18 protein-coding genes and 1 pseudogene are annotated in these 19,660 nt (G+C 65.5%); 5 read left to right on the top strand and 14 right to left on the bottom strand.

Features of this window, described 5'->3' with window-relative positions; all coding sequences use genetic code 11:
- Window positions 1-64 precede the first annotated feature (64 nt).
- Window positions 65-1,306 (top strand): FAD-dependent monooxygenase, encoded by a 1,242-nt coding sequence (locus ACLMAL_RS16065; RefSeq protein ID WP_411999786.1) that lies wholly within the window; start codon window positions 65-67, stop codon window positions 1,304-1,306.
- 57 nt (window positions 1,307-1,363) lie between these two features.
- Here the strand turns inward: ACLMAL_RS16065 and ACLMAL_RS16070 are convergent, their stop codons facing one another.
- The 7 genes from ACLMAL_RS16070 to bla all read right to left on the bottom strand — a co-directional run bounded on the left by ACLMAL_RS16070 (window position 1,364) and on the right by bla (window position 8,200).
- Window positions 1,364-1,954 (bottom strand): TetR/AcrR family transcriptional regulator, encoded by a 591-nt coding sequence (locus ACLMAL_RS16070; protein ID WP_411999787.1) that lies wholly within the window; start codon window positions 1,952-1,954, stop codon window positions 1,364-1,366.
- Window positions 1,951-3,177: a cytochrome P450 gene (locus ACLMAL_RS16075; RefSeq protein WP_411999788.1), complete on the bottom strand. Its 1,227-nt coding sequence runs from the start codon at window positions 3,175-3,177 to the stop codon at window positions 1,951-1,953. Before ACLMAL_RS16075 ends, ACLMAL_RS16070 begins: the two co-directional genes overlap by 4 nt.
- A gap of 70 nt (window positions 3,178-3,247) precedes the next feature.
- Window positions 3,248-4,162 (bottom strand): SCO2523 family variant P-loop protein, encoded by a 915-nt coding sequence (locus ACLMAL_RS16080; RefSeq protein ID WP_411999789.1) that lies wholly within the window; start codon window positions 4,160-4,162, stop codon window positions 3,248-3,250.
- 226 nt (window positions 4,163-4,388) lie between these two features.
- Entirely contained in the window at window positions 4,389-5,069 is a 681-nt protein-coding gene (locus tag ACLMAL_RS16085) for an arsenate reductase ArsC (protein WP_411999790.1), read from the bottom strand.
- Window positions 5,070-5,421: 352 nt separating this feature from the next.
- Entirely contained in the window at window positions 5,422-5,916 is a 495-nt protein-coding gene (locus ACLMAL_RS16090; protein ID WP_411999791.1) for a hypothetical protein, read from the bottom strand.
- Between the two features lie 560 nt (window positions 5,917-6,476).
- The gene (locus tag ACLMAL_RS16095; protein ID WP_411999792.1) at window positions 6,477-7,169 is read right to left on the bottom strand and encodes a hypothetical protein; all 693 of its coding nucleotides are present in this window, start codon (window positions 7,167-7,169) and stop codon (window positions 6,477-6,479) included.
- 119 nt (window positions 7,170-7,288) lie between these two features.
- Complete coding sequence (gene bla / locus ACLMAL_RS16100; RefSeq protein ID WP_411999793.1) at window positions 7,289-8,200, bottom strand: class A beta-lactamase; 912 nt, start codon at window positions 8,198-8,200, stop codon at window positions 7,289-7,291.
- A gap of 195 nt (window positions 8,201-8,395) precedes the next feature.
- Here bla and ACLMAL_RS16105 point away from each other — a divergent pair, with 195 nt between their 5' ends.
- Window positions 8,396-9,886 (top strand): DUF222 domain-containing protein, encoded by a 1,491-nt coding sequence (locus ACLMAL_RS16105; RefSeq protein ID WP_411999794.1) that lies wholly within the window; start codon window positions 8,396-8,398, stop codon window positions 9,884-9,886.
- A 425-nt stretch (window positions 9,887-10,311) separates the two neighbouring features.
- On the opposite strand, the gene ACLMAL_RS16110 is transcribed toward ACLMAL_RS16105, so the two are convergent.
- Together ACLMAL_RS16110 and ACLMAL_RS16115 are read right to left on the bottom strand one after the other, a co-directional pair.
- Window positions 10,312-11,781, bottom strand: coding sequence for a catalase (locus tag ACLMAL_RS16110; RefSeq protein ID WP_411999795.1), 1,470 nt, complete (start codon window positions 11,779-11,781; stop codon window positions 10,312-10,314).
- A gap of 66 nt (window positions 11,782-11,847) precedes the next feature.
- Window positions 11,848-12,279, bottom strand: coding sequence for a Fur family transcriptional regulator (locus ACLMAL_RS16115; RefSeq protein WP_411999917.1), 432 nt, complete (start codon window positions 12,277-12,279; stop codon window positions 11,848-11,850).
- Between the two features lie 701 nt (window positions 12,280-12,980).
- Here ACLMAL_RS16115 and ACLMAL_RS16120 point away from each other — a divergent pair.
- Window positions 12,981-14,330 (top strand): serine hydrolase domain-containing protein, encoded by a 1,350-nt coding sequence (locus ACLMAL_RS16120; protein ID WP_411999796.1) that lies wholly within the window; start codon window positions 12,981-12,983, stop codon window positions 14,328-14,330.
- A gap of 8 nt (window positions 14,331-14,338) precedes the next feature.
- Here the strand turns inward: ACLMAL_RS16120 and ACLMAL_RS16125 are convergent, their stop codons facing one another.
- The 3 genes and pseudogenes from ACLMAL_RS16125 to ACLMAL_RS16135 all read right to left on the bottom strand — a co-directional run bounded on the left by ACLMAL_RS16125 (window position 14,339) and on the right by ACLMAL_RS16135 (window position 15,747).
- Window positions 14,339-14,656, bottom strand: a complete 318-nt coding sequence (locus ACLMAL_RS16125) for a hypothetical protein (protein WP_411999797.1) — start codon at window positions 14,654-14,656, stop codon at window positions 14,339-14,341.
- Window positions 14,652-15,263, bottom strand: a pseudogene (locus tag ACLMAL_RS16130) (aminotransferase class IV); the annotation flags it as partial. The gene ACLMAL_RS16125 and the pseudogene ACLMAL_RS16130, both read right to left, overlap by 5 nt.
- A 64-nt stretch (window positions 15,264-15,327) precedes the next feature.
- Window positions 15,328-15,747: a nuclear transport factor 2 family protein gene (locus ACLMAL_RS16135; protein WP_411999798.1), complete on the bottom strand. Its 420-nt coding sequence runs from the start codon at window positions 15,745-15,747 to the stop codon at window positions 15,328-15,330.
- A 92-nt stretch (window positions 15,748-15,839) separates the two neighbouring features.
- Here ACLMAL_RS16135 and ACLMAL_RS16140 point away from each other — a divergent pair, with 92 nt between their 5' ends.
- Window positions 15,840-16,412, top strand: a complete 573-nt coding sequence (locus ACLMAL_RS16140) for a TetR/AcrR family transcriptional regulator (protein ID WP_411999799.1) — start codon at window positions 15,840-15,842, stop codon at window positions 16,410-16,412.
- 94 nt (window positions 16,413-16,506) lie between these two features.
- On the opposite strand, the gene ACLMAL_RS16145 is transcribed toward ACLMAL_RS16140, so the two are convergent.
- Window positions 16,507-17,541, bottom strand: a complete 1,035-nt coding sequence (locus tag ACLMAL_RS16145) for an aspartate-semialdehyde dehydrogenase (RefSeq protein WP_411999800.1) — start codon at window positions 17,539-17,541, stop codon at window positions 16,507-16,509.
- 3 nt (window positions 17,542-17,544) lie between these two features.
- Window positions 17,545-18,810 (bottom strand): aspartate kinase, encoded by a 1,266-nt coding sequence (locus ACLMAL_RS16150; RefSeq protein ID WP_328408317.1) that lies wholly within the window; start codon window positions 18,808-18,810, stop codon window positions 17,545-17,547.
- A 431-nt stretch (window positions 18,811-19,241) separates the two neighbouring features.
- Here ACLMAL_RS16150 and ACLMAL_RS16155 point away from each other — a divergent pair, with 431 nt between their 5' ends.
- Window positions 19,242-19,652: a YjbQ family protein gene (locus ACLMAL_RS16155; protein ID WP_411999801.1), complete on the top strand. Its 411-nt coding sequence runs from the start codon at window positions 19,242-19,244 to the stop codon at window positions 19,650-19,652.
- Window positions 19,653-19,660: the final 8 nt, after the last annotated feature.

A 19,660-nucleotide genomic window follows, 5' to 3' on the forward strand; every position in this document is an offset into this window, starting at 1 on the left:
CAAATGTGCAAGACTCTGTTAAACATATGTCTAAGACATTCGAGTCAAAGCAAGGGATCAGAACATGAATGCCAACTCCGCCACCCCCACCGACCAGCCTCGTGTCCTCGTTTCCGGCGGCGGTATCGGCGGCAATGCCGTTGCCCTGCAGCTGCTCCGAGCCGGCATCCGGGCCACCGTGGTCGAGCGCGCCGACGCGCCCCGCCCCGGCGGTCAGGCCGTCGACCTGCGCGGGCCGAGCAGCGAGGTCGCGGAGCGGATGGGCCTGATGCCCGGCATCCGGAAGGTCCAGCTCGACGAGCGCGGCATCGTCATGGTGGACAGCGAAGGCAAGCAGCTGCTGCGCATGCCCGCCGAGATGTTCGACGGCAAGGGCGCCGTGGCCGAAATCGAGCTCACCCGCGGTGACCTCAATCAAGTCCTGCTCGACGCGCTCGCCGAAGCGGGCGGCGTCGACTACCGCTACGGCGCATGGATCACCGACATCAGCCAGGACGACACCGGCGTCGATGTCACCTTCGCCTCCGGCAGCACCGAACGCTTCGACATCGTGATCGGCGCGGACGGGCTGCACTCCGCCACCCGGCGGCTGGTGTTCGGCCCGGAAGAGGAGTTCTCGACCTACCTCGGCGGGTACATGTCCTTCTTCACGCTGCCGACCCCCGCAGGCACCGAAGACAATTGGTTCACGATGAACTCGCTGGTCGGCGCGACCAATGTCGGTCTCCGTCCCGATTACGACCCGACCACCTGCAAGGCGATCATCACGATGCGCACCGACGCCGATCCGGCACTGCGCCGCGATATCCCCGCACAGCAGCAGCTGATCCGCGAGCGGCTGGCAGGCGGCGGCACCATTGCGAACACGGTGAGCGATGCCATGGCAGAGGCGGGCGACTTCTACTTCGACGAGCTGGCGCGCATCAACATGCCGACCTACTCGAAGGGCCGCGTCGTGCTGCTCGGCGACGCGGGCTACTGCGGCTCGCCGCTCACCGGTCAGGGCACCGCGATGGCCCTGGTCGGCGCGTACGTGCTGGCCGGCGAAATCGTCGCGCACGCCGGTGATCCGCAGCAGGCGCTCACCCGCTACGAAGAGGTGCTGCGGCCGTTCGTCGCCAAGGCTCAGGAGCTGCCGCCGGGCGGCCTGAAGGCGATGACCCCGAAGACCCGCTTCGGGATTCGCGCGGGTCATATGGTCAGCAAGCTGATGACCGCCAAGATCATGAAGCCGCTGATGATGAAGATGCTCAGCGGGACCGACGCCTACGACCTGCCCGACTACTCGGCCCAGACCGTCGGGTAATTGCCCGCCGTAGGAACCAACCATGACCGGCGCCGTCCACCACGGCGCCGGTCATGGTCATTCGATGACGGTCCGCTCGTCGAGCAGGAAGGGCAGCAGGAAGTTTCGCAGCATCGCTCGCTCCTCGTCCGCCCCCGCGCCGGGCAGCGTCAGCAAAGAAACGACCACCCGCACCACCCACTGCCCGAGCATCCGCGCCGCGGCCGCGGACAATCGGGGACGATAGCCCGCGACGAAACCGGTGCCGATCGCATCGATCGCGTGCGACGAATTCGACAGCTGGGCAACGATTCCGGAGTTGGCAGGCTCGAACCACACCGCGAGGTGCGGCGTCTTGCGCACCTCGGCGAGCACCGCGGCAACGCCGTCGAGCAGCTGCTCGGCACGGTCGGCGCTCGCAACGTCGGGCCGATCGCGCCACACCCGCTCGACCAATTGCCGTGCCTCGCGACCCGCGAAGGCCACATACAGCGCCTGGCGATTGTCGAAGTAGCGGTAGAGCGTCGCCCTGGAACACCCTGCAGCATCGGCGACTTCGGCCATACCGACCCCGCTGACACCCTTCTCCAAGAACAGCGTGCGCACCGCGTCGAGGATGCGTTCGGAGGCCAGTTCGGCCCGGCCGTCGGCCAACCAGTCACCGTTCATGCCGTGCACCGGAACGGGATCGTGGTCGGCCTGCGCACGTACGGGCCCGATGCGTACTGGACCGCATCGATGTCGACGACGTAGTCGGGAAAGCGATCCAGCAACTCTACCAAGGCAACTCGGGCCTGCATCCGCGCTGCCGCCGCACCGAGACAGTGATGCGGGCCGTGGCCGAAGGTCAGGATCTGCTGGGGATTCCGGTCGATGTCCAGTTCCTCGGCGTCGGCACCGTAGGCCCGGTCGTCACGGTTGGCCGCGCCGTAGACCAGCAGCACCTTGCGTCCCGCGGGCACCGTCGTGCCGTGCAATTCGACCTCTCGGGTCGTTGTCCGGGCCAGTCCCTGCACAGGCGAGGTCAGCCGGGCGAGTTCCTCGATCGCGATCTCGATGCGGTCCTTGTCGGCCACGAGCTCCGCGCGCTGCTCCGGGTGCTGCTGCAGCAATTGCACTGCGCCACCGAGCAATCCGGTTGTCGTGTCATTGCCGCCCGCAACCATCGTCCAAGTGTAGGCAAGGATCTGGACGAGGCCGCGCACATCGTCGTCGTCCGCGGCCAGGCCCGCCTGCACCAATAGCGACACGGTGTCGTCGCCCGGGTCGGTGCGACGCCGTTTGATCAGTTCGGCGAAGTAGCCGAGCATCTCCATCGAAGCCTGCTGCGCATGGGTGTTGCGCGCGTCGATACTCCCCGCAACCACCGCATCGGTCCATCCGTCGAAGCGCCCGCGATCCTCCGGCGGCACCCCGAGATAGTGCGCGACAACCATACTCGGCAGCGGCTTGAACAGTTGCTCGACGATGTCGCCCCCACCCTGCTCGGTCAGCTGATCCAGGCGTTGCCTGGCGAAGCCACGCACCACCGGCTCGACGTCGACGACCTGCCGCGGCGTAAACCCGCGCGCAACCAGTCGCCGAAATTCGGTGTGCGCCGGCGGATCCTGCATCACCAGCGGCGGATTGTCGGTCAGCCCGATCTGCTCGAGCTCCCCGTACTCCACCGTCAGCCCTTCGCTGGAGGAGAACGTCTCCGTATCCCGCACTGCCGCATACACATCCGCGTGCCGAGTGAGCACCCAATAGTCGCGCTCAGGCCGCCCCTCCGGCACCACATGATGCACCGGATCCTGCTCGCGCAGCGCGGCATACATCCCCCACGGCGACTTCCACGTCGCACCCGACCGCAGTTCAAACCTCGGAGCATCACGATACTCTTGGAGCAACATGTAGTGACGGTAAGACAGATTCAACATTTTGTCTACCGTGTCCCGGAGGTCCTGAATCTGGTGCTCCGCGTCAGAACGATTCCCATGTCCGATCGTCGAGGAGCCGATGCGCCAGCTCGACGAACGCGTCGGCTGTCGCCGGGTTGGCAATGTGCGCGTCGACATCCACATCGAGAATGACCTGTTCACGCCATTGCAGCACGGGCTCCACCGGTGTTGTGCCCAGCAGTGTGCTCGCGCCCAGCCGATTGCTCGAGGCGAGCCGTTCGAGCACTGCGTCTTGCTCGGCCAACCATGCCGCCTGAGCAGGGTGGCTCATCATGCTCAGCGCGGCGACCGACGGGACTGCCGTTCGGACATACCGAACCGATTCGAGCAGGCAACCCGCATCGTGCCCCCATTCCCGCCCGACCCGCAGCAACCCGTTCGGGCCGTGCACCAGCCCGGCCGCCGCCAGAATGTGCTGCCTGCTCCAACGATGGAACACCAGCCAGCGCACGGTATGCGCTCGAAGTTGCGGCAGTGCAGTGGCTCTCAGCGCCAACTCCAATGCGGCCGAACGCCCCGCACTGAGGTCGACAACAACCACCTCGAATGTGCGCTCCAATTGCGAAAGCAGATCCGCGCACCGATGCACCATGTCGTCGTTTACGGTCAGGAGTTCGGCACCGCCCTCGTCGCCGGGAAACAACACCAGCTTGGCCGAGCGAGAAGCCGAACTGCGCAAGGCAGCCCGGTCGGTCATCGCAGGGACATCGACTCCGGCGGGGAATCCGACACCGCCGAGCAGATACGAGTGCAGTCCGCCGGAAGTCGCGCCACGTGCGACGTCGTCGATCTCGAACAATGCTCCCGCCGTCGGCGAGCCGAACGTGAAGTCGAGATATGCGGCGTCCTTGCCGCTCAGGCACAGTCGGTAGGCGAGGTTGCAGCTGGTCACCGATCGGCCGGCGCCGCCCTTGTCGGAGGTCGAGAAGACGAGCATGCGCGCTAGCCTCTTTCCGCGTCCCGGCGGGCGCCGATCAGCTGCTCTGCTCACCGGGGTTGGCGCACACTCGGAGACATCGGTGTTCGCGGCATGGAGAACGGGGGGCTGATGCGTATTCGGCCACGGCACAATGTTCGGCGATCAGGTTCCGAAACGGACACCGGGGCAAGTAATTCCGTGACCGCCTGGCCGATCGGCGGCGACTTGGGTCGCAACGTCACAACTACACGCCGAGTTCGGCGAGCAACTTCTCGATGCGAGAGCCGATGTCGTCGCGGATAGGGCGGACCTGCTCGATGTCGAGACCGGCCGGGTCTTCGATGATCCAATCCTCGTAGCGGGGACCGGGCACGAGCGGGCAGGTGTCGCCGCAGCCCATGGTGACGATGACATCGGCAGCGCGAATGATTTCGTCGGTCCACGGCTTGGGGTATTCGTCGGCGATGTCGATGCCGATCTCGGCCATGGACTCGATCGCGGCCGGGTTGAGGGCGCCACTCGGGTCCGAGCCGCCGGACCAGGCGACGGCGCGGCCCTTGGCGAGGTGGGTGAAGTAGCCGAGGGCGATCTGGGAGCGGCCCGCGTTGTGCGTGCACAAGAACAGCACGGTCGGACGGGGTTGCGGGACCTTACCTTCCACCTTGGCCAGGGCCTGCAGACGCTGCCTGCCGAATCTTTCGGCGAGCAGTGGCAGGTAGATCGTCACCGTGGCGCGGGCGGCGAAACCCTCGTATGAGCCGTACAGGAAGCGGTGGATCGTCTCCTGATCGAACATGGTCGCGAACTCTTCGCGCAGCCGGAACTCGGCGTTGTCCAGGGCGGTCTGATGATCGAGCGACAGCAGACGGTACGGGGTCGGAGTGGCTGAGCTTTCGGTCGGGTCGGACGCTTCGGGCTGAGACACCTTTCCAGACTGTCAGCCCCTGATCAGGTCCGGCAAACGAACAGCCGGTGACACCGACCACGTTCGGTGGAAAAGCGGCCGGGCCGGTCACCCCTCGTGAACCGGCCCGACCCATACCTGGGTGGGATCGTCGGCGTGCATCGAATGGTTACCTTCGGCAGTGGCGGTTGCCGGTCAGCTCCTGGAAGAGCCATCCGAAAGTGTCTGCGCTCTAACGAAAGCCGGCCGGACCGGTCACCCCTCGTGGACCGGCCCGGCTGGCCTTTTCCCTGGGCGCGACCTGTCAACCCCTCGAAGACAGGTCGTGCCCGGTTCCCACCCCCCGGTGGTGGCTTGTTTCCCCTGGCGCTGCCTACTGGCAGTGCTCGAAGGTGCCGAGGACGGTGCGGCCGTCCTTGATCTGGTAGCCGGTGGCGTAGAGATCTGTGCTGGCGACGGGGTTCTCCCCGTCCGGCGCCAGCCACTCGACCTGCTGGATGACCTTGTAGGCGTTCGGGTCGTTGCGAAGCACCTTCAGCTCCGCGCCGTCCATGTCGGCAGCCTTGGTGTCGGTGGCTTTGCCCTTCTCCCACTCGCTCGCGACGGCCAGGGTGCCCTTGGCCGCGTCGTAGACGACGGTGCGGTACCGGATCAACTGGTGTTCGCCGGGCCGGTAGCCTGCCTGCGCGTAAACGATGGGGGCGGCGATCTCGATCTCGATGCGATCGCTCTTGTGAGTGCAGATGGCCTGGCCGGTGAGCGCGGCGCCAGGGTGGCCGGTGGTGTCCGCGATCGCGGTGCCCGCGCCGAACACCAGAGCGCCTGCGGTGGTCGTGAGAGCGAGGGCGGTGGTCAGCTTGCCGATCATCGTCTGTCCTTGTCGGGTCCGGTGTTTGTTTTCCGGTGTGTTCCGGTGTTGACACAAACAATGCAGCCCGGAGCTTGGCACGCCCTTAAGAAGATCTTGTAGGCACAAGACCGCAGGTAGAGCCCTCGATATCGGCGGGAACCGGTCGAGTTACCACCATGTGAGCCCGAATCGGCGGATGATGGAGATGAGGGCGCCAAGGAGATTGGAGCGGCGATGGAAACCGTGGTCGTGTGGATACTGGCTACCCTGCTGTATTGGTGGGGCCTGCTGTAGTGCGGTGTAGCCGCAGCCTGTGACAAGCGATCGAAACCGCCCGCCCTTGACCGGAACGGTCAGGGGCGGAGCGGTTTACGGCGCGGCTGTCAGTCGATGGATTCGGCGAACTCCGCCTCGGTGTGGTCGAGGTCCACAGCATCGGACTTGCGTTCACGCACCAGCGACAGCGCGGCGGCCGCGAGGACCGCAGGCCGCGTCGACGGATGCCGGTTCGAACCCTGGCCGCGATACCTCGCCGAACTGATCAGCCCGTGCTTCGGCGACCGGTTTCGTCGATGTGATCATCCGGAGCCCAGGTCATCGCGGGCGCGCTCGGCGATCTCATCCACGGCGGTGTCCGTCGAGAATCTCTCGATCGCCGATATTCCCACGGTCGAGATTCGACGCCATTGGTCGTCGTCTGTAAACCGACCCCGGTATTGATCGAGATGGTCCCGGACAACCTCCAAGGACTCGGGGCCCACGGTGAGTGCCCGCAGTGTCCTATCCCAGCGGGCGAGGGCTGAGCCCATCTCGCTGCCCACGATACGGACTGCGGTTTCGGCACGTAGCAGGATTTGCATCGGTTCGAAGAGCTTGTTGAATTCCGATGACAGGTACACGAAATCCGGTGGATGGAGCTGCAAGGCGGCGCGCAGACGACCCAGCTGCCCTACGAGGCCACTGTAAGCAGTAACGAAATCCACGTAGACGGATTCGCGATTCGACCGGACGGCCTGCGCTGCCGCGAATCGCTGCTGCCGGTCCATGGCCGTGCTGCTCACGTGGATAGACGACCACGCCGACGCGCTGGCCGAGATCACAGCCGAGACAATCGCGGTGATCAGCGCGTACCGCCCGCTGCGCTTCGCGAGTTCCAGTTGGCGCTGGAGGGCTGCCAGGTCCGACGACGACACCTCCGGAGCCGGCGGTTCGGGCGGACCGACAGGCTCCTGGCTAGTGTTCGGCGATGAGGTGTCGTCGTCGGCAGCCACTGGGTCAAGCTACGTCGCACGGGTTGCTCGGGGAACCGGACTCGCTCGAAATCGACCGTTTCCAATTTCGAACAGCAACCTTGGTTCCGGTCGCGAGGACGAGGGTGAGCTGTCGAGGATCAGCGCAGGGATTCGGTCGCGAGCTTGGTGGCGTCGGCGATTACCACGTCATCTCCCGTGGCGTCCGCGGTGCCTTTGCGGGTGAGTACCGCGATGACGATCGGGGCTCGGCCGCCGTCGGGCCAGGTGATCGCCACGTCGTTCAGGCAGCCGTAGGCTCCGGTGCCGGTCTTGTCGCCGGTTGTCCAGTTGGCGGGGACGCCGGCGCGAATTCGCTTGTTGCCGGTGGTATTTGCCTTCAACCAGGAGATCAATCGGTCACGCTCCGGGCTGCCGAGCGCGTCGCCGAGGACCAAGGCGCGATAGTCGGCAGCGAGCGCGGCGGGGGTGGTGGTGTCCTGTGGATCGCCGGGGACGGTGGAGTTGAGTTCGGGTTCCCAGCGGTCCAGCCTGCTCACCTGGTCGCCGAGTGTGCGCAGGAACGCCGTCACTTCCGCGGGGCCGCCGAGTTCGCGCAGCAGCAGGTTGGCGGCGGTGTTGTCGCTGCGGGTGATCGCCGCTTCGGACAGCTCGGCGACCGACATTCCGGTGGCGACTTTCGTGCTGGTGACGGGTGAGTTCGCGACGAGGTCGGCCTCGGTGAACTGGATGACGCGGTCGAAATATCCGGTGTCGAGCGGATGCGCCTTCAGCAAGGCCGCCACGGCAAGGGTCTTGAACGTGGACAACAACGGGAAACGCTGGTTGGCGCTGTTCGATACGGTTTTGTCGGTGGCGGTGTCCACGGCGAACAAACCGATTTGGGATTCGTATCGCATCTCCAGGTCCGCGATCCGTGCGGCGGCCCGCACCGGCGCGGCCGTGCTCGGAAGCTCTTGCGCCGCTTGCGAATCGGTGCCGCAGGCGGCGAGCAGTGGAAGCGCGAGCGCGGCGGCGATGACTACCCGATAGTTACGTGTCAGCCGAAACATGCCCTCACTGTGTCAGGCGGTCGGGTAGCCGAACAAACGGGCCTATGCCCAGATGGCCCGTGAGACACCACGTAGCACGCAGCACCACTTCCCGGCGACGTCTCCTCTGCCCGGATCACGACCATATTATGAAAAGGCGCAGATCAGATGGCGTTTTCTAGTGCAAAAGCCAGTCCTGCTCGATATCATTAGAACATGAGTTCGAACGGTGACGGCGCTGAGCAACGGGTCGCCGACCCGTTGCTCAGCGCCGTCACCGACCTGCTCGAACAACCTCTCACCGGTCTATCCGACGACAAAGTCACCCAACTGCTGCGCGATGTCGAACGCAGCGGCCGAATGCTGGCCGCCCTCACCAATCGGTTGACCGTCGAGGTAGTCGAACGCCACATTCCCGCCCGAGCAGGCGCACACGGACCGAAGGGATTCCTGATGGAAACCCTGCGCCTGTCCAGTCAGGAAGCGGGCCGCCGTATCGCCGCAGCGCACTGCCTCGGCACCTGGCGCGACATGTCGGGGGAAACGCATGAGCCACGACACCCTCGGACCGCTGCCGCCCTGGCAGATGGGGACATCTCCGCCGACCATGCCAACCGGATCGCTGCGATATTGAAGCGAGTCCCCGGTTCGACCGCGGACCCGGAATTCGAAGCGGCCGAAGAGGTTCTGGCCGAGCACGCCCGCACCGGTTCACCCGACGATATCGCCAAGGTCGGCGATGCGATCCTCGCCTACCTGGACCCGTACGGAAAGCTCACCGACGACCAGGATCGCAAGCGGATGCGCGGGATCATGATCGGACGCCAGCGCGCCGATGGCATGTCCCCCCTCCGCGGCGAGCTCACCCCCACTCTGCGCGCCTTGCTGGATCCCGTGGTCGCCAAGTTGGCCCGGCCCGGCATGAACAACCCCGACGATCCGGAAAGCCCTTCCGGCGATTGCGAATACGTGGACCGCGAAGCGATGGTTGCCGCAGCCGCACGCGACACCCGCACCGCCGCGCAGCGCAATCACGATGCCCTGGTAGCGCTGCTGCAACCCGGGATGTCGGCCGACAAGCTCGGCGCACATCGCGGGCTGCCGGTCTCCACCATCCTGACGATGAGCATCGCCGACGTCGAACGCGCGGCCGGAGTCGCGACCACCGCAACGGGCGGCACCGTCCCCCTCACTGAAGCGTTGCAGCTCGCCGAACAGTCACAGCCTTTCCTTGCAGTGTTCGACCACAACGGACTGCCACTACATTTCGGGCGCGCCAAACGACTCGCCACCGCGGCACAGCGGATGGCATTGATCGCATCGGTGCGCGGCTGCACCCGCCCCGGCTGCGATGCCCCCGCCAGCCTGTGCGCCACCCATCACGTGACCGACTGGATCAAGGGCGGCCCGACCGATATCGGCAACGAAACCCTGGCCTGCGATCACTGCCACGCCCTCGTCCACGATGGGCCGGGCGGCTGGAAAACTATTGTGCTGGGACCGGATTCGCAGCACCCCGGCCGCACCGCATGGATCGCCCCGCCACACATCGACTCCACCCGCACACCACAGATCAACCATCGCCACCACCCCAGCGAACTCCTCGCCGAAGCGATGGCCCGCATCCATCACCGCGACGAACAACAGCGACAACAACACCGCCACCGGCTGAAGCAACTCCAGCGGCCAGACAGTCATGCGGCATAAACACCAGTCCGAGTGACCGGCGCGCGCACCCACCACAGACCATCTGCCGCGCGCATAGGACTGGCCGCCAACGCTCGGCCAAGGCACCAACGCCTGTGGGGCTTCACTCCAAAATACCTGCAACGCAACCACAGCCAGTCGACCACGCTGGAAGCCGTATGCCTGCCCGCCCAAGCCGCGGCAGACCAAGTCGGGTACGGCACACGACGCACCCAGCACTGCCCGGAGAACCCGGGGAAGGCGCGCCTTGCTGGACGTCTCCGAATTGCTTTCCGCGCCTGAGGCCCACTGCTGTGCATTGGCCGACGCAGATGACACCCGGCTCGAACGCCCCGCACTCCACCGCTCCATCGCGACGCCTGAAAGTTGAGGGCATGGCAGGTGCACACCTAGCGAGGTGAGCACCTGCCCGACGTTCTGGTCTGCTACGCCGATGCGCCGTTCAGTCCTGCACGCACGCCTTCCTCGACCCGCTTGCCGAGATCGGAGTCCACGTTCTTCCAGTACTCGAAGACCCGGCTCAGCACCGGCTCCTGCACCCCACCGAGTACGTGGCCGACGATGTTGTTCACCAAGCGATCTCGCTGGTCATCGTCGAGCACCTCACGTACCAAGGTGCCCGCCTGGGTGAAGTCGCCGTCCTCGGCGTGCTTGATGTAGCCCGCGCGCACGACCGTAGGATCGAACTCCCAGATGCCGCCATCCGGCGCCTGTTCCGGGTCGGCGTGTGGGCCGCCGAAGGAATTCGGCGCGTACACGGGCACACTCGCGTCGTTGTACTCGTAGCGCATGGAGCCCTCCTTGGAATAGGAGTTCACCTCGGCGGCCTTGGCGCGGTTCGGCGGCAGCTGCGCATAGTTGGTGCCGATCCGGTAGCGGTGCGCATCTGCATAGGCGAACACCCGGCCCAGCAGCATCTTGTCCGGCGAGAAACCGATGCCGGGAACGATATTCGACGGCTCGAAGGCGGCCTGCTCGATGTCGACGAAGTAGTTGCCCGGGTTGCGGTTCAGGGTCCACTTGCCGACCTCGATCAGCGGGTAGTCCTGGTGCGACCACACCTTGGTCAGGTCGAACGGGTTGAACCGGTAGCCCGCGGCCTCGGCGACCGGCATGACCTGCACGTGCACCGTCCAACTCGGGAACTCGCCGCGCTCGATCGCGTCCCAGAGGTCCTTGCGGTGATAGTCGGCGTTCTCGCCGGCGATCCGGTCGGCGACGGCCTGGGTCAGGTAGTCGATGCCCTGGTCGGTCTTGAAGTGGTACTTCACCCAGAAGCGCTCGCCCGCAGCGTTGATCCACTGGTAGGTGTGCGAACCGTAGCCGTTCATGTGGCGGTAGGTCTTCGGGATGCCACGGTCACCCATCAGCCAGGTCACCTGGTGCGCAGTCTCCGGGCGCAGGGTCCAGAAGTCCCACTGCATGGTGTGATCGCGAAGTCCGTTGCCGGGCAGGCGTTTCTGGGACCTGATGAAGTCGGGGAACTTGATAGGGTCGGTGATGAAGAAGACCGGAGTGTTGTTGCCGACGAGGTCGTAGTTGCCGTCCTCGGTGTAGAACTTCACCGCGAAACCGCGTGGGTCGCGCCAAGTGTCGGGGCTGCCCTGCTCACCGGCCACCGTAGAGAAACGCACCAGCGACTCGGTCCGCGCGCCCGGCTGGAACAGCTTGGCCTTGGTGTAGCGGCTGACATCGTTGGTCACGACCAGCTCACCGTAGGCGCCCGCACCCTTGGCGTGCACGATCCGCTCCGGCACCCGCTCACGGTTGAACTGGGCGAGCTTCTCGATGAGGTAATGGTCATGCAACAGGATGGGGCCCTGGGCGCCCGCGGTCAGCGACTCGTCGTCGCTCTGCACCGGGGTACCGGTGTTGGTGGTTGTCGGCTCGGTCATGTCGAAGCCTCCTCGGTTGATGGAACAAACGTCCCGGGGATGGGCTGTCCCGGGCTGTCGGGGTGACTACCGTTCTCGGGAACGACAGGTACTGCACAGACCCCAGAAGACGACCTCTGCCTCATCGATCGTGAAACCGTGGTCGTCCACGGGTTCCAGGCAGGGGGCGCTGCCCACAACACAGTCCACGTCCACGACCGTGTCGCAGCTTCGGCACACCAGGTGATGGTGGTTGTCCCCGGTCCGGGTCTCGTAGCGCGCGGCCGAACCGGCCGGCTCGATACGCCGCAGGATTCCGGCGTGCACGCAGGCCCGAAGCACGTCGTAGACGGCCTGCGTGGATACCGAACCCAATGCTTCCCGGACCGTGGCGGCCAGCCGATCGGCGTCCGAATGCGGGCGGGCTGTGACCGCATTCAGCACCGCGACCCGCGGTGCAGTAACCCGCAGGCCTGCCGCGCGCAACTGTTCGCGCGGATCGGTGGTGTCGGTGTGCATGCCCACGATGGTTGCTTCTTTTCTGGAATTAGTCAAGAGAATGAGTTTCTCAAGTAACCAAATCTCGTAGGCCGAGAGCGTGCCGTCGCCCGTGGCGTGAGTCACATTCGACGATGCGGAATAGATCGCAGCGCGGCACGGTTGACCACCTCTGTCGGCGTCCGGACAGCCCCGGGCCTCACCCCTTTTGTCGCTTCGAGCGACCACTCGCCGAGAGGCGCTTGTGGGACGTCGGCACCGAGTCGTGACGCTGGCGTGGCGTCCGGCGGCTCAGCGCCGCCAGGTCTGACGATCTGGCGGCGTTTCGCATATTCGGTGACGCTCCCATTCGGAGCGCTCGATTCGTGGTCCGCCACGCGGTGGTCGAGGGATACGGCTATGGCATCCATCGCGGCTGCCATAGCCATCACCACGATCGGTGCCACCGGTGTGCAAAAAGTCCGAGCTCGCGACGCGCGTTATCGGCACGGTCGCCGCCGGAGTGCCTGCGCCGTTTGTGGGCGTTGACCACGCCGGAACGCAGTCAGCGGCAACGGTTCTGCCTGATCAAATCGGGCCGCGCCGAGTGCTGGAGGCGGCGGAACTGCTCTGCGACCTCGGGTAACCCGGCAATTCAATCTCCTCGTAGCGCCAAATTTTTGCCCGGCCGACGCTCAGCCTGTTGCCCGGTGCATCGGGTGCCGGCACGATAGCCTTTGGCCATGGGGCGTTTCTACGGATTCCTGGCAGGAATCGCGGCGGTATCGCTGGTGGCGGGGAGTGTGTTCGCCGGGAGTGCGCAGGCGACCTCGGCCGAGCAGAGGACATGCGGGGTGTCGTCCGGGCGGGAACCCGAGCGGGCGGCGCCGGAACAGGTGGGGCTGGATTCGCAGCGGCTGGCCGAAGCAATGGCCTTCGCCGGCGAGCGGAATCGGTTGAATGTGCAGGTCTTCCGGCACAACTGCCTGATCGGCGAGGGGCCGACGAACGATCAAACCGGAAACGTCGCGTGGAATATCTGGAGCGCGACCAAAAGCGTGGTCTCGGTGCTCGCCGGAATAGCATGGGACCAAGGCAAACTCGACATCGATGCGCCGATCGATCGATATCTGCCGCCAGGACTCGGTGACGAAGTCCATCGGTCGATTACGGTGGAGAACCTGCTCACCGAGTCCTCGGGCATGCAAGTCGGAGTGCTCACCGAGGGCATTACGGGAGTGATTCCAATCGACCCGAACAGCGCGGTGCAGGCGCTCGGTGTACCACTGAACGACCCGCCCGGCACGGCGTTCAGCTACAGCCAGCGCAATGTCGACCTGCTCGCGTATGTCATCGAATTGGCGGTCGGCGAACCACTGCAACAATTCGCGCAGCGGGAGCTGTTCGATCCGCTCGGCATTGCTCGCGGCGATTACTACTGGGCGCGCGATCGCGCCGGACACACCTACGGATACGCGCACCTGATGATCCCGCCGAACGATTTCGCGAAGCTGGGCCTGCTGGTGAGCAACAACGGGCGCTGGGGCACCAAACAACTCGTGTCGCAGGAGTATCTGCGGCAGGCGCGGGAGCCCTCGGCGACGAACAGTTGCTACGGGTACCTCTTCTGGACCGGGCCCGGGTGCGCGGAGACCGCCACCTTCCTACCCCCCGACGTGTATGCGATGTCCGGGCTCGGCATGCAGGACGTCTTCATCATCCCCAGCCTGGACCTGACTGTGGTCTGGACCGGGGTCTACGGGAACGTCAGCAGCCAGGGCCTGTCCGGAATCGTGCAGAACATCGCGGAACTGCCGTACGAATTCTTCCGCAGGCTGTTCGCCGCGTTCGACGAAAGGCCGCTTCCCGACCCGGGTCCCTACATCGAGCCGCCGGTGCGACTGGATGCGAGCCGATTCGTCGATAACAACATCCTGCTCGCGGTCTTCGGAATCGGGCCGGCGGCATATCCGGGCTGCAATGTCTTCGCCTGCTTGAACTACCCGTTGGCCCCACCGTTCGCGGACACCGCGCCCGGCTGCGTCATTCTGGTATGCCTCGGCCCCGATCCGCGCACGCCCAGGATTCGCTGAATCGGCTGCTAGACCGATGGCTCGGCCAGATTCGTGACCCAGCCGTGCAGTTCGTCGGTGCGCAGTGCCGCCGCGTGGCGTTTGCGCAATGCCTGAGAGATCGGTCCCGGGCGGCCATCGGCGATCAGTCGGCCATCGACCTCGGTGACCGGAGCCGCACCCGCGGACGTGCCTGAGACGAAAACCTCGTCGGCGATATACAGCTCGGTCAGATCTACCGTCCGTTCGACGAACGGAATGCCGTCCTCGGCGGCGAGGGTGGATGGTGCGTCGGTTGATGCCGTCGAGGATGTCGCAGGACACGTCGGGGGTGATGAGGGTGCCATTGCGGACCAGGAAAATGTTGGCCGCACTGAGTTCGCAGACATGGCCGTTACCGTCGAGGAAGATGCAGTCGTCGTAGCCGCTGTCGATGGCATCCTGCTTGGCCAGCACCGAATTCACATAAGCGCCGTTGACTTTCGCGCGGGAAGGAATTGCATTATCCGGAATGCGCCGCCACGGACTGGATTTCAGCCGCATGCCGTCCTGCGGGACTATCGGCACCGCATCATAGACGAACATACTCACCTGAATCGCGCAGCCACGAACCCTGGTACCCGGGATCGACTCGACGACATGCACTGTCGCCCGCACGAATACATCGGTGACGGGCGCGTTCCGTTCGATCAGCTCGACAACGGCGGCCCGAAACTTGACGAAATCCCACTCGGCGGCGAAACGATCAATGCCGATGATCTTGCAGGACTCTTCGAGTCGCCGGAAGTGATCGTCCAACCGGAAAGCGGTGCGCACCGATCCATCCACATGCACCGGGAACACGGTGTAGACACTCAGGCCGTAGAGAACTGCCGAGGATGCGACATTCACCGATGCCGCGTCGGCGGCAACGATCCGGTCGCCGAAGTACACCTGAGCATGCGGGTTCGCCATTACCGGAGGCTAGCAACCGAAACGGCGTGCGGGCGAGCCCATTTTCGGCCCGCCCGCCGCCCGATCAGCGCTCGGTGTGCCGGGCGAGTCGAGCCGTATCCATGTAATCGCGGAACAGCACGACCTTTCCGTCACGCACCCGGACGACGTTGACAGAGGTACGGACCCGAGCCCGCTGCGCGCCGGGCACCGTCATGTCGACCTCTGCCTCCACCAGGATCACCTCGGGATCAGTGGTCTCGTGCACCTCGGGATAGATGTCGTGCACTTCGATGCCCGAGAGGTCCGACCAGCGTTGTGTGAGATGGGCCCGGATCTCCTCGCGACCGACCAATCGAGTCGGCATGCCGGGCACGACGAAGGGCATCTCGAACACCACATCGGCTGCGAGCAGTTGTACGAACGCGTCGGCATCGCGCGCAGGCAGGATCGCAAACAAGCGTTCGACCAGCTCGCGCGGGCTTTCCACCGAAGACTCCACCATGAAACACCTCTCCAAATAAGCGGAACGTATACCCCGCTTATGATTCGGAACGGTCGCCCCGTTTGTCAATGGGGGCAGTAAACTCGTCGTTCGTGACCGATCCGCCGAAACAGGAACCGCGGACGCTGCGCGCCGACGCACGCCGCAACCGCGACCGCGTGCTGGCTGCCGCCCAGGAGGCGTTCGCGGCCGAAGGTCTTTCGGTGCCCCTGGACGAGATCGCGCGCCGGGCCGGCGTCGGAGCGGGCACCGTCTACCGACACTTCCCCACCAAGGAAGCCCTGTTCGAAGCCGCGATCGTGGACCGCATCGAGCGCATGACATCGCAAGCACGCGACCTGTCCACCGCCGACGACCCTGGCCGGGCCTTCTTCGACTTCCTCGACGTGATGGTGACCGACGGTGGCCTGAAACGCGACCTCGCCGACGCCGTCGGCGGACAGCTCTCCCCCGAGCACCTCGCACCCGTAGCCGAAATGAACCGCGCGATCGGCGAATTACTCCGGCGCGCCCAACAATCCGGCGCGGTCCGCACCGATATCGATATCGACGACCTGATGCGAATCATCAAGGGCACCTTCATCGCTGCGCAGAGCACCGGCGCGAACGACGATCAGCGCCGGCGCAGCTTCATGGTCATGTTCGACGGCCTACGGCGGCGCTGAACCGCGCCGAATGCGGCACGAACGTCGAACGGCGCGGTGGTCCACCCGTTGTGGACCACCGCGCCGTTCGATGGTTCGATGGGCCCTGCCGGACTCAGCGGTCGGCGAGCAGGACCTCGGCGATCTGAATGGTGTTGAGGGCAGCGCCCTTTCGCAGGTTGTCGCCCGAGATGAACAGGGCGAGACCGCGACCTTCCGGCACACCGGGATCCTGGCGGATGCGACCGACGAGGGACTCGTCGATGCCGGCAGCCTGCAGTGGGGTCGGCACATCGACGAGCTTGACGCCCGGCGCCTTGGCCAGCAGTTCCTTGGCGCGCTCCACCGAAATCGGTTCCGCGAATTCGGCATTGATCGACAGCGAGTGGCCGGTGAAGACCGGGACACGCACGCAAGTGCCGCTCACGAGCAGTTCGGGCAGGCCGAGGATCTTGCGGCTCTCGTTGCGCAGCTTCTGATCCTCGTCGGTCTCGCCCGAACCGTCGTCGACGAGCGCGCCCGCGAGCGGGATCACGTCGAAAGCGATCGGCGCGACGTACTTGTTCGGCGCGGGGAACTGCACCGAACTGCCGTCGTGCACCAGCTTTTCGGCGTCGCCGACCACGGCGCGCACCTGGGAAGCCAGCTCCTCGACCCCGGCGAGCCCGCTGCCGGAAACCGCCTGGTAGCTGGAAACGATCAGGCGCTGCAGCCCTGCCACATCATGTAGCGGCTTGAGCACCGGCATCGCCGCCATGGTCGTGCAGTTCGGGTTGGCAATGATGCCCTTGACCAGATTGCGCGTCTGCTCCGGGTTCACCTCGCTGACGACCAGCGGGACCTCGGGATCCTTGCGCCAGGCCGACGAATTATCGATGACCGTGACCCCGGCCGCCGCGAAACGCGGCGCCTGCACGCGCGACATAGTCGCCCCCGCGGAGAACAGTGCGATATCGAGACCGGAGGGATCGGCAGTCTCGGTGTCCTCGACGACGATCTCGCCGCCGCGCCACGGCAGCGTCTTGCCCGCCGAGCGCGATGAGGCGAAGAACCGGATCTCGTCGGCCGGGAAGTTACGCTCCTCCAGCAGTTTTCGCATGACAGCGCCGACCTGACCGGTCGCGCCGACGACGCCTACCCGAACTCCCATGGCTTATCGCCCCGTTCCCGCATGGACCACGGCGACCTCGTCGCCGCCGAGATCGAAGGCCCGGTGCAGCACCTTGACGGCCTCGTCCAGTTCGCTATCCCGGACCAGCACCGAGATCCGGATTTCCGAGGTGGAGATCAGGTCGATGTTCACGCCCGCGTGCGCCAGCGCCTCACAGAAGGTAGCCGTCACGCCGGGGTGGCTCTTCATGCCCGCGCCGACCAGCGACACCTTGCCGATGTGGTCGTCGTACAGCACCTGGGAGAAGCCGATTTCGTCCTGACGCTTGGTCAGCATCTCCACCGCACGCGCACCGTCGGTCTTCGGCAGGGTGAAGGTGATGTCGGTCTTGCCCGTATCGATCTTGGAAATGTTCTGCAACACCATGTCGATGTTGATCTCGGCATCGGCGATGGCCCGGAAGACCTTGGCCGCGTAGCCCGGTTCGTCCGGCAGTCCGACCACTGTCACCTTGGCCTCGCTGCGGTCGTGCGCGACGCCCGTGAGGATTGCTTTCTCCAAGGGGATGTCCTCCATCGATCCGTAAACGTAGGTGCCCGGCTTGTCGGTGTAGGACGAGCGCACATGCACGGGAACGTTGTAGCGGCGCGCGTATTCCACGCAGCGCAGCATCAGCACTTTGGCGCCGCAGGCCGCGAGCTCCAGCATCTCCTCGTAGGAGACCTGCTCGAGCTGCTGGGCGTCCGGCACGATCCGCGGGTCGGCAGTGAAGACGCCGTCCACATCGGTGTAGATCTCGCAGACGTCGGCCTCCAGCGCCGCGGCAAGTGCGACCGCGGTGGTGTCGGAGCCGCCGCGGCCGAGCGTGGTGACGTCCTTGCTGTCCTGGCTGACGCCCTGGAAGCCCGCGACGAGCACGACGAGCCCTTCGTCGAGAGCGCTGCGCAGCCGACTCGGGGTGACGTCGATGATTTTGGCGTTGCCGTGCGCGCCGGTGGTGATCACGCCGGCCTGCGAGCCGGTGAACGAGCGCGCCTCGGCGCCGAGCGAATGGATGGCCATGGCAACGAGCGCGTTGGAGATCCGCTCACCGGAGGTGAGCAGCATGTCCATTTCGCGGGCCGGCGGCGCGGGCGCCACCTGCTGCGCCAGGTCCAGCAGTTCGTCGGTGGTGTCACCCATCGCCGAGCAGACGACCACCACATCGTGGCCCTGCTTCTTCGTCTCCACGATCCGTTCAGCGACGCGCCGGATGCGCTCGGCGGTTGCTACCGAGGATCCTCCGTACTTCTGAACTACGAGAGCCACGACAGGGTCCTCCAAGATCGACAATCAGCTGCTAACAGCCACCAAGACTACCGACTCGGGTCCAGTGGATTTGTCGGTACCTCCTCAGCTCACGAGGATCGAAGGGGCCATTCGCGAATCGAACTCGGCCGAAAGGGTTTCCAGCAACCAGCGATACTTGGTGTTCTCCGAACGCCGCGATCAGCCACTCGCCGTCCCGCCGAACGAACACGGTCGTCTGGACTTTGGTGTTGCGGCGGTTGCGTCGCTTGCGGCCCTTCACACTGCGCCTTTGCCGTGCACGACCACCACATCCGGCATGTGTGGGCGCCGAGGAATGTGACGTAGTCCGCATCCGGAGGCGAATGCTTCGGCGTCGCGGCTGCGCGCCGAGTGCACCGGTACGGCGAGTCCGGTTGAGCGACACCGCGGCTACCCGCACGATGGAAACCATGAAGAGCACGGTGTTCGAGGTGGCAACGGGGCACAGCGAAGTCGTCTACGACATCACGCCGCAGTGCGCGCAGTTCGCACGGGAGGCCGGCGGCGACGGTCTGCTGCACGTCTTCGTGCCGCATGCCACCGCGGGAATCGCGGTGCTCGAACTCGGCGCGGGCAGCGATAGCGACCTGCTCGCCGCATTGCGCGACCTGCTACCCGCCGACGACCGCTGGCGGCATGCGCACGGATCCCGCGGCCACGGCCGCTCCCACGTCATGCCTGCGCTGATCCCGCCCTACGCCACCATCCCGGTCATCGGCGGCGCGCTGACGCTGGGCACCTGGCAGTCGATCGCCCTCATCGATCTCAATGTCGACAATCCGGACCGCCAGGTGCGCCTGTCCTTCCTCACCAGCGCCTGAGCTCAGGA

The sequence above is a fragment of the Nocardia sp. CWNU-33 genome (assembly GCF_046764895.1).
GTDB lineage: Bacteria > Actinomycetota > Actinomycetes > Mycobacteriales > Mycobacteriaceae > Nocardia.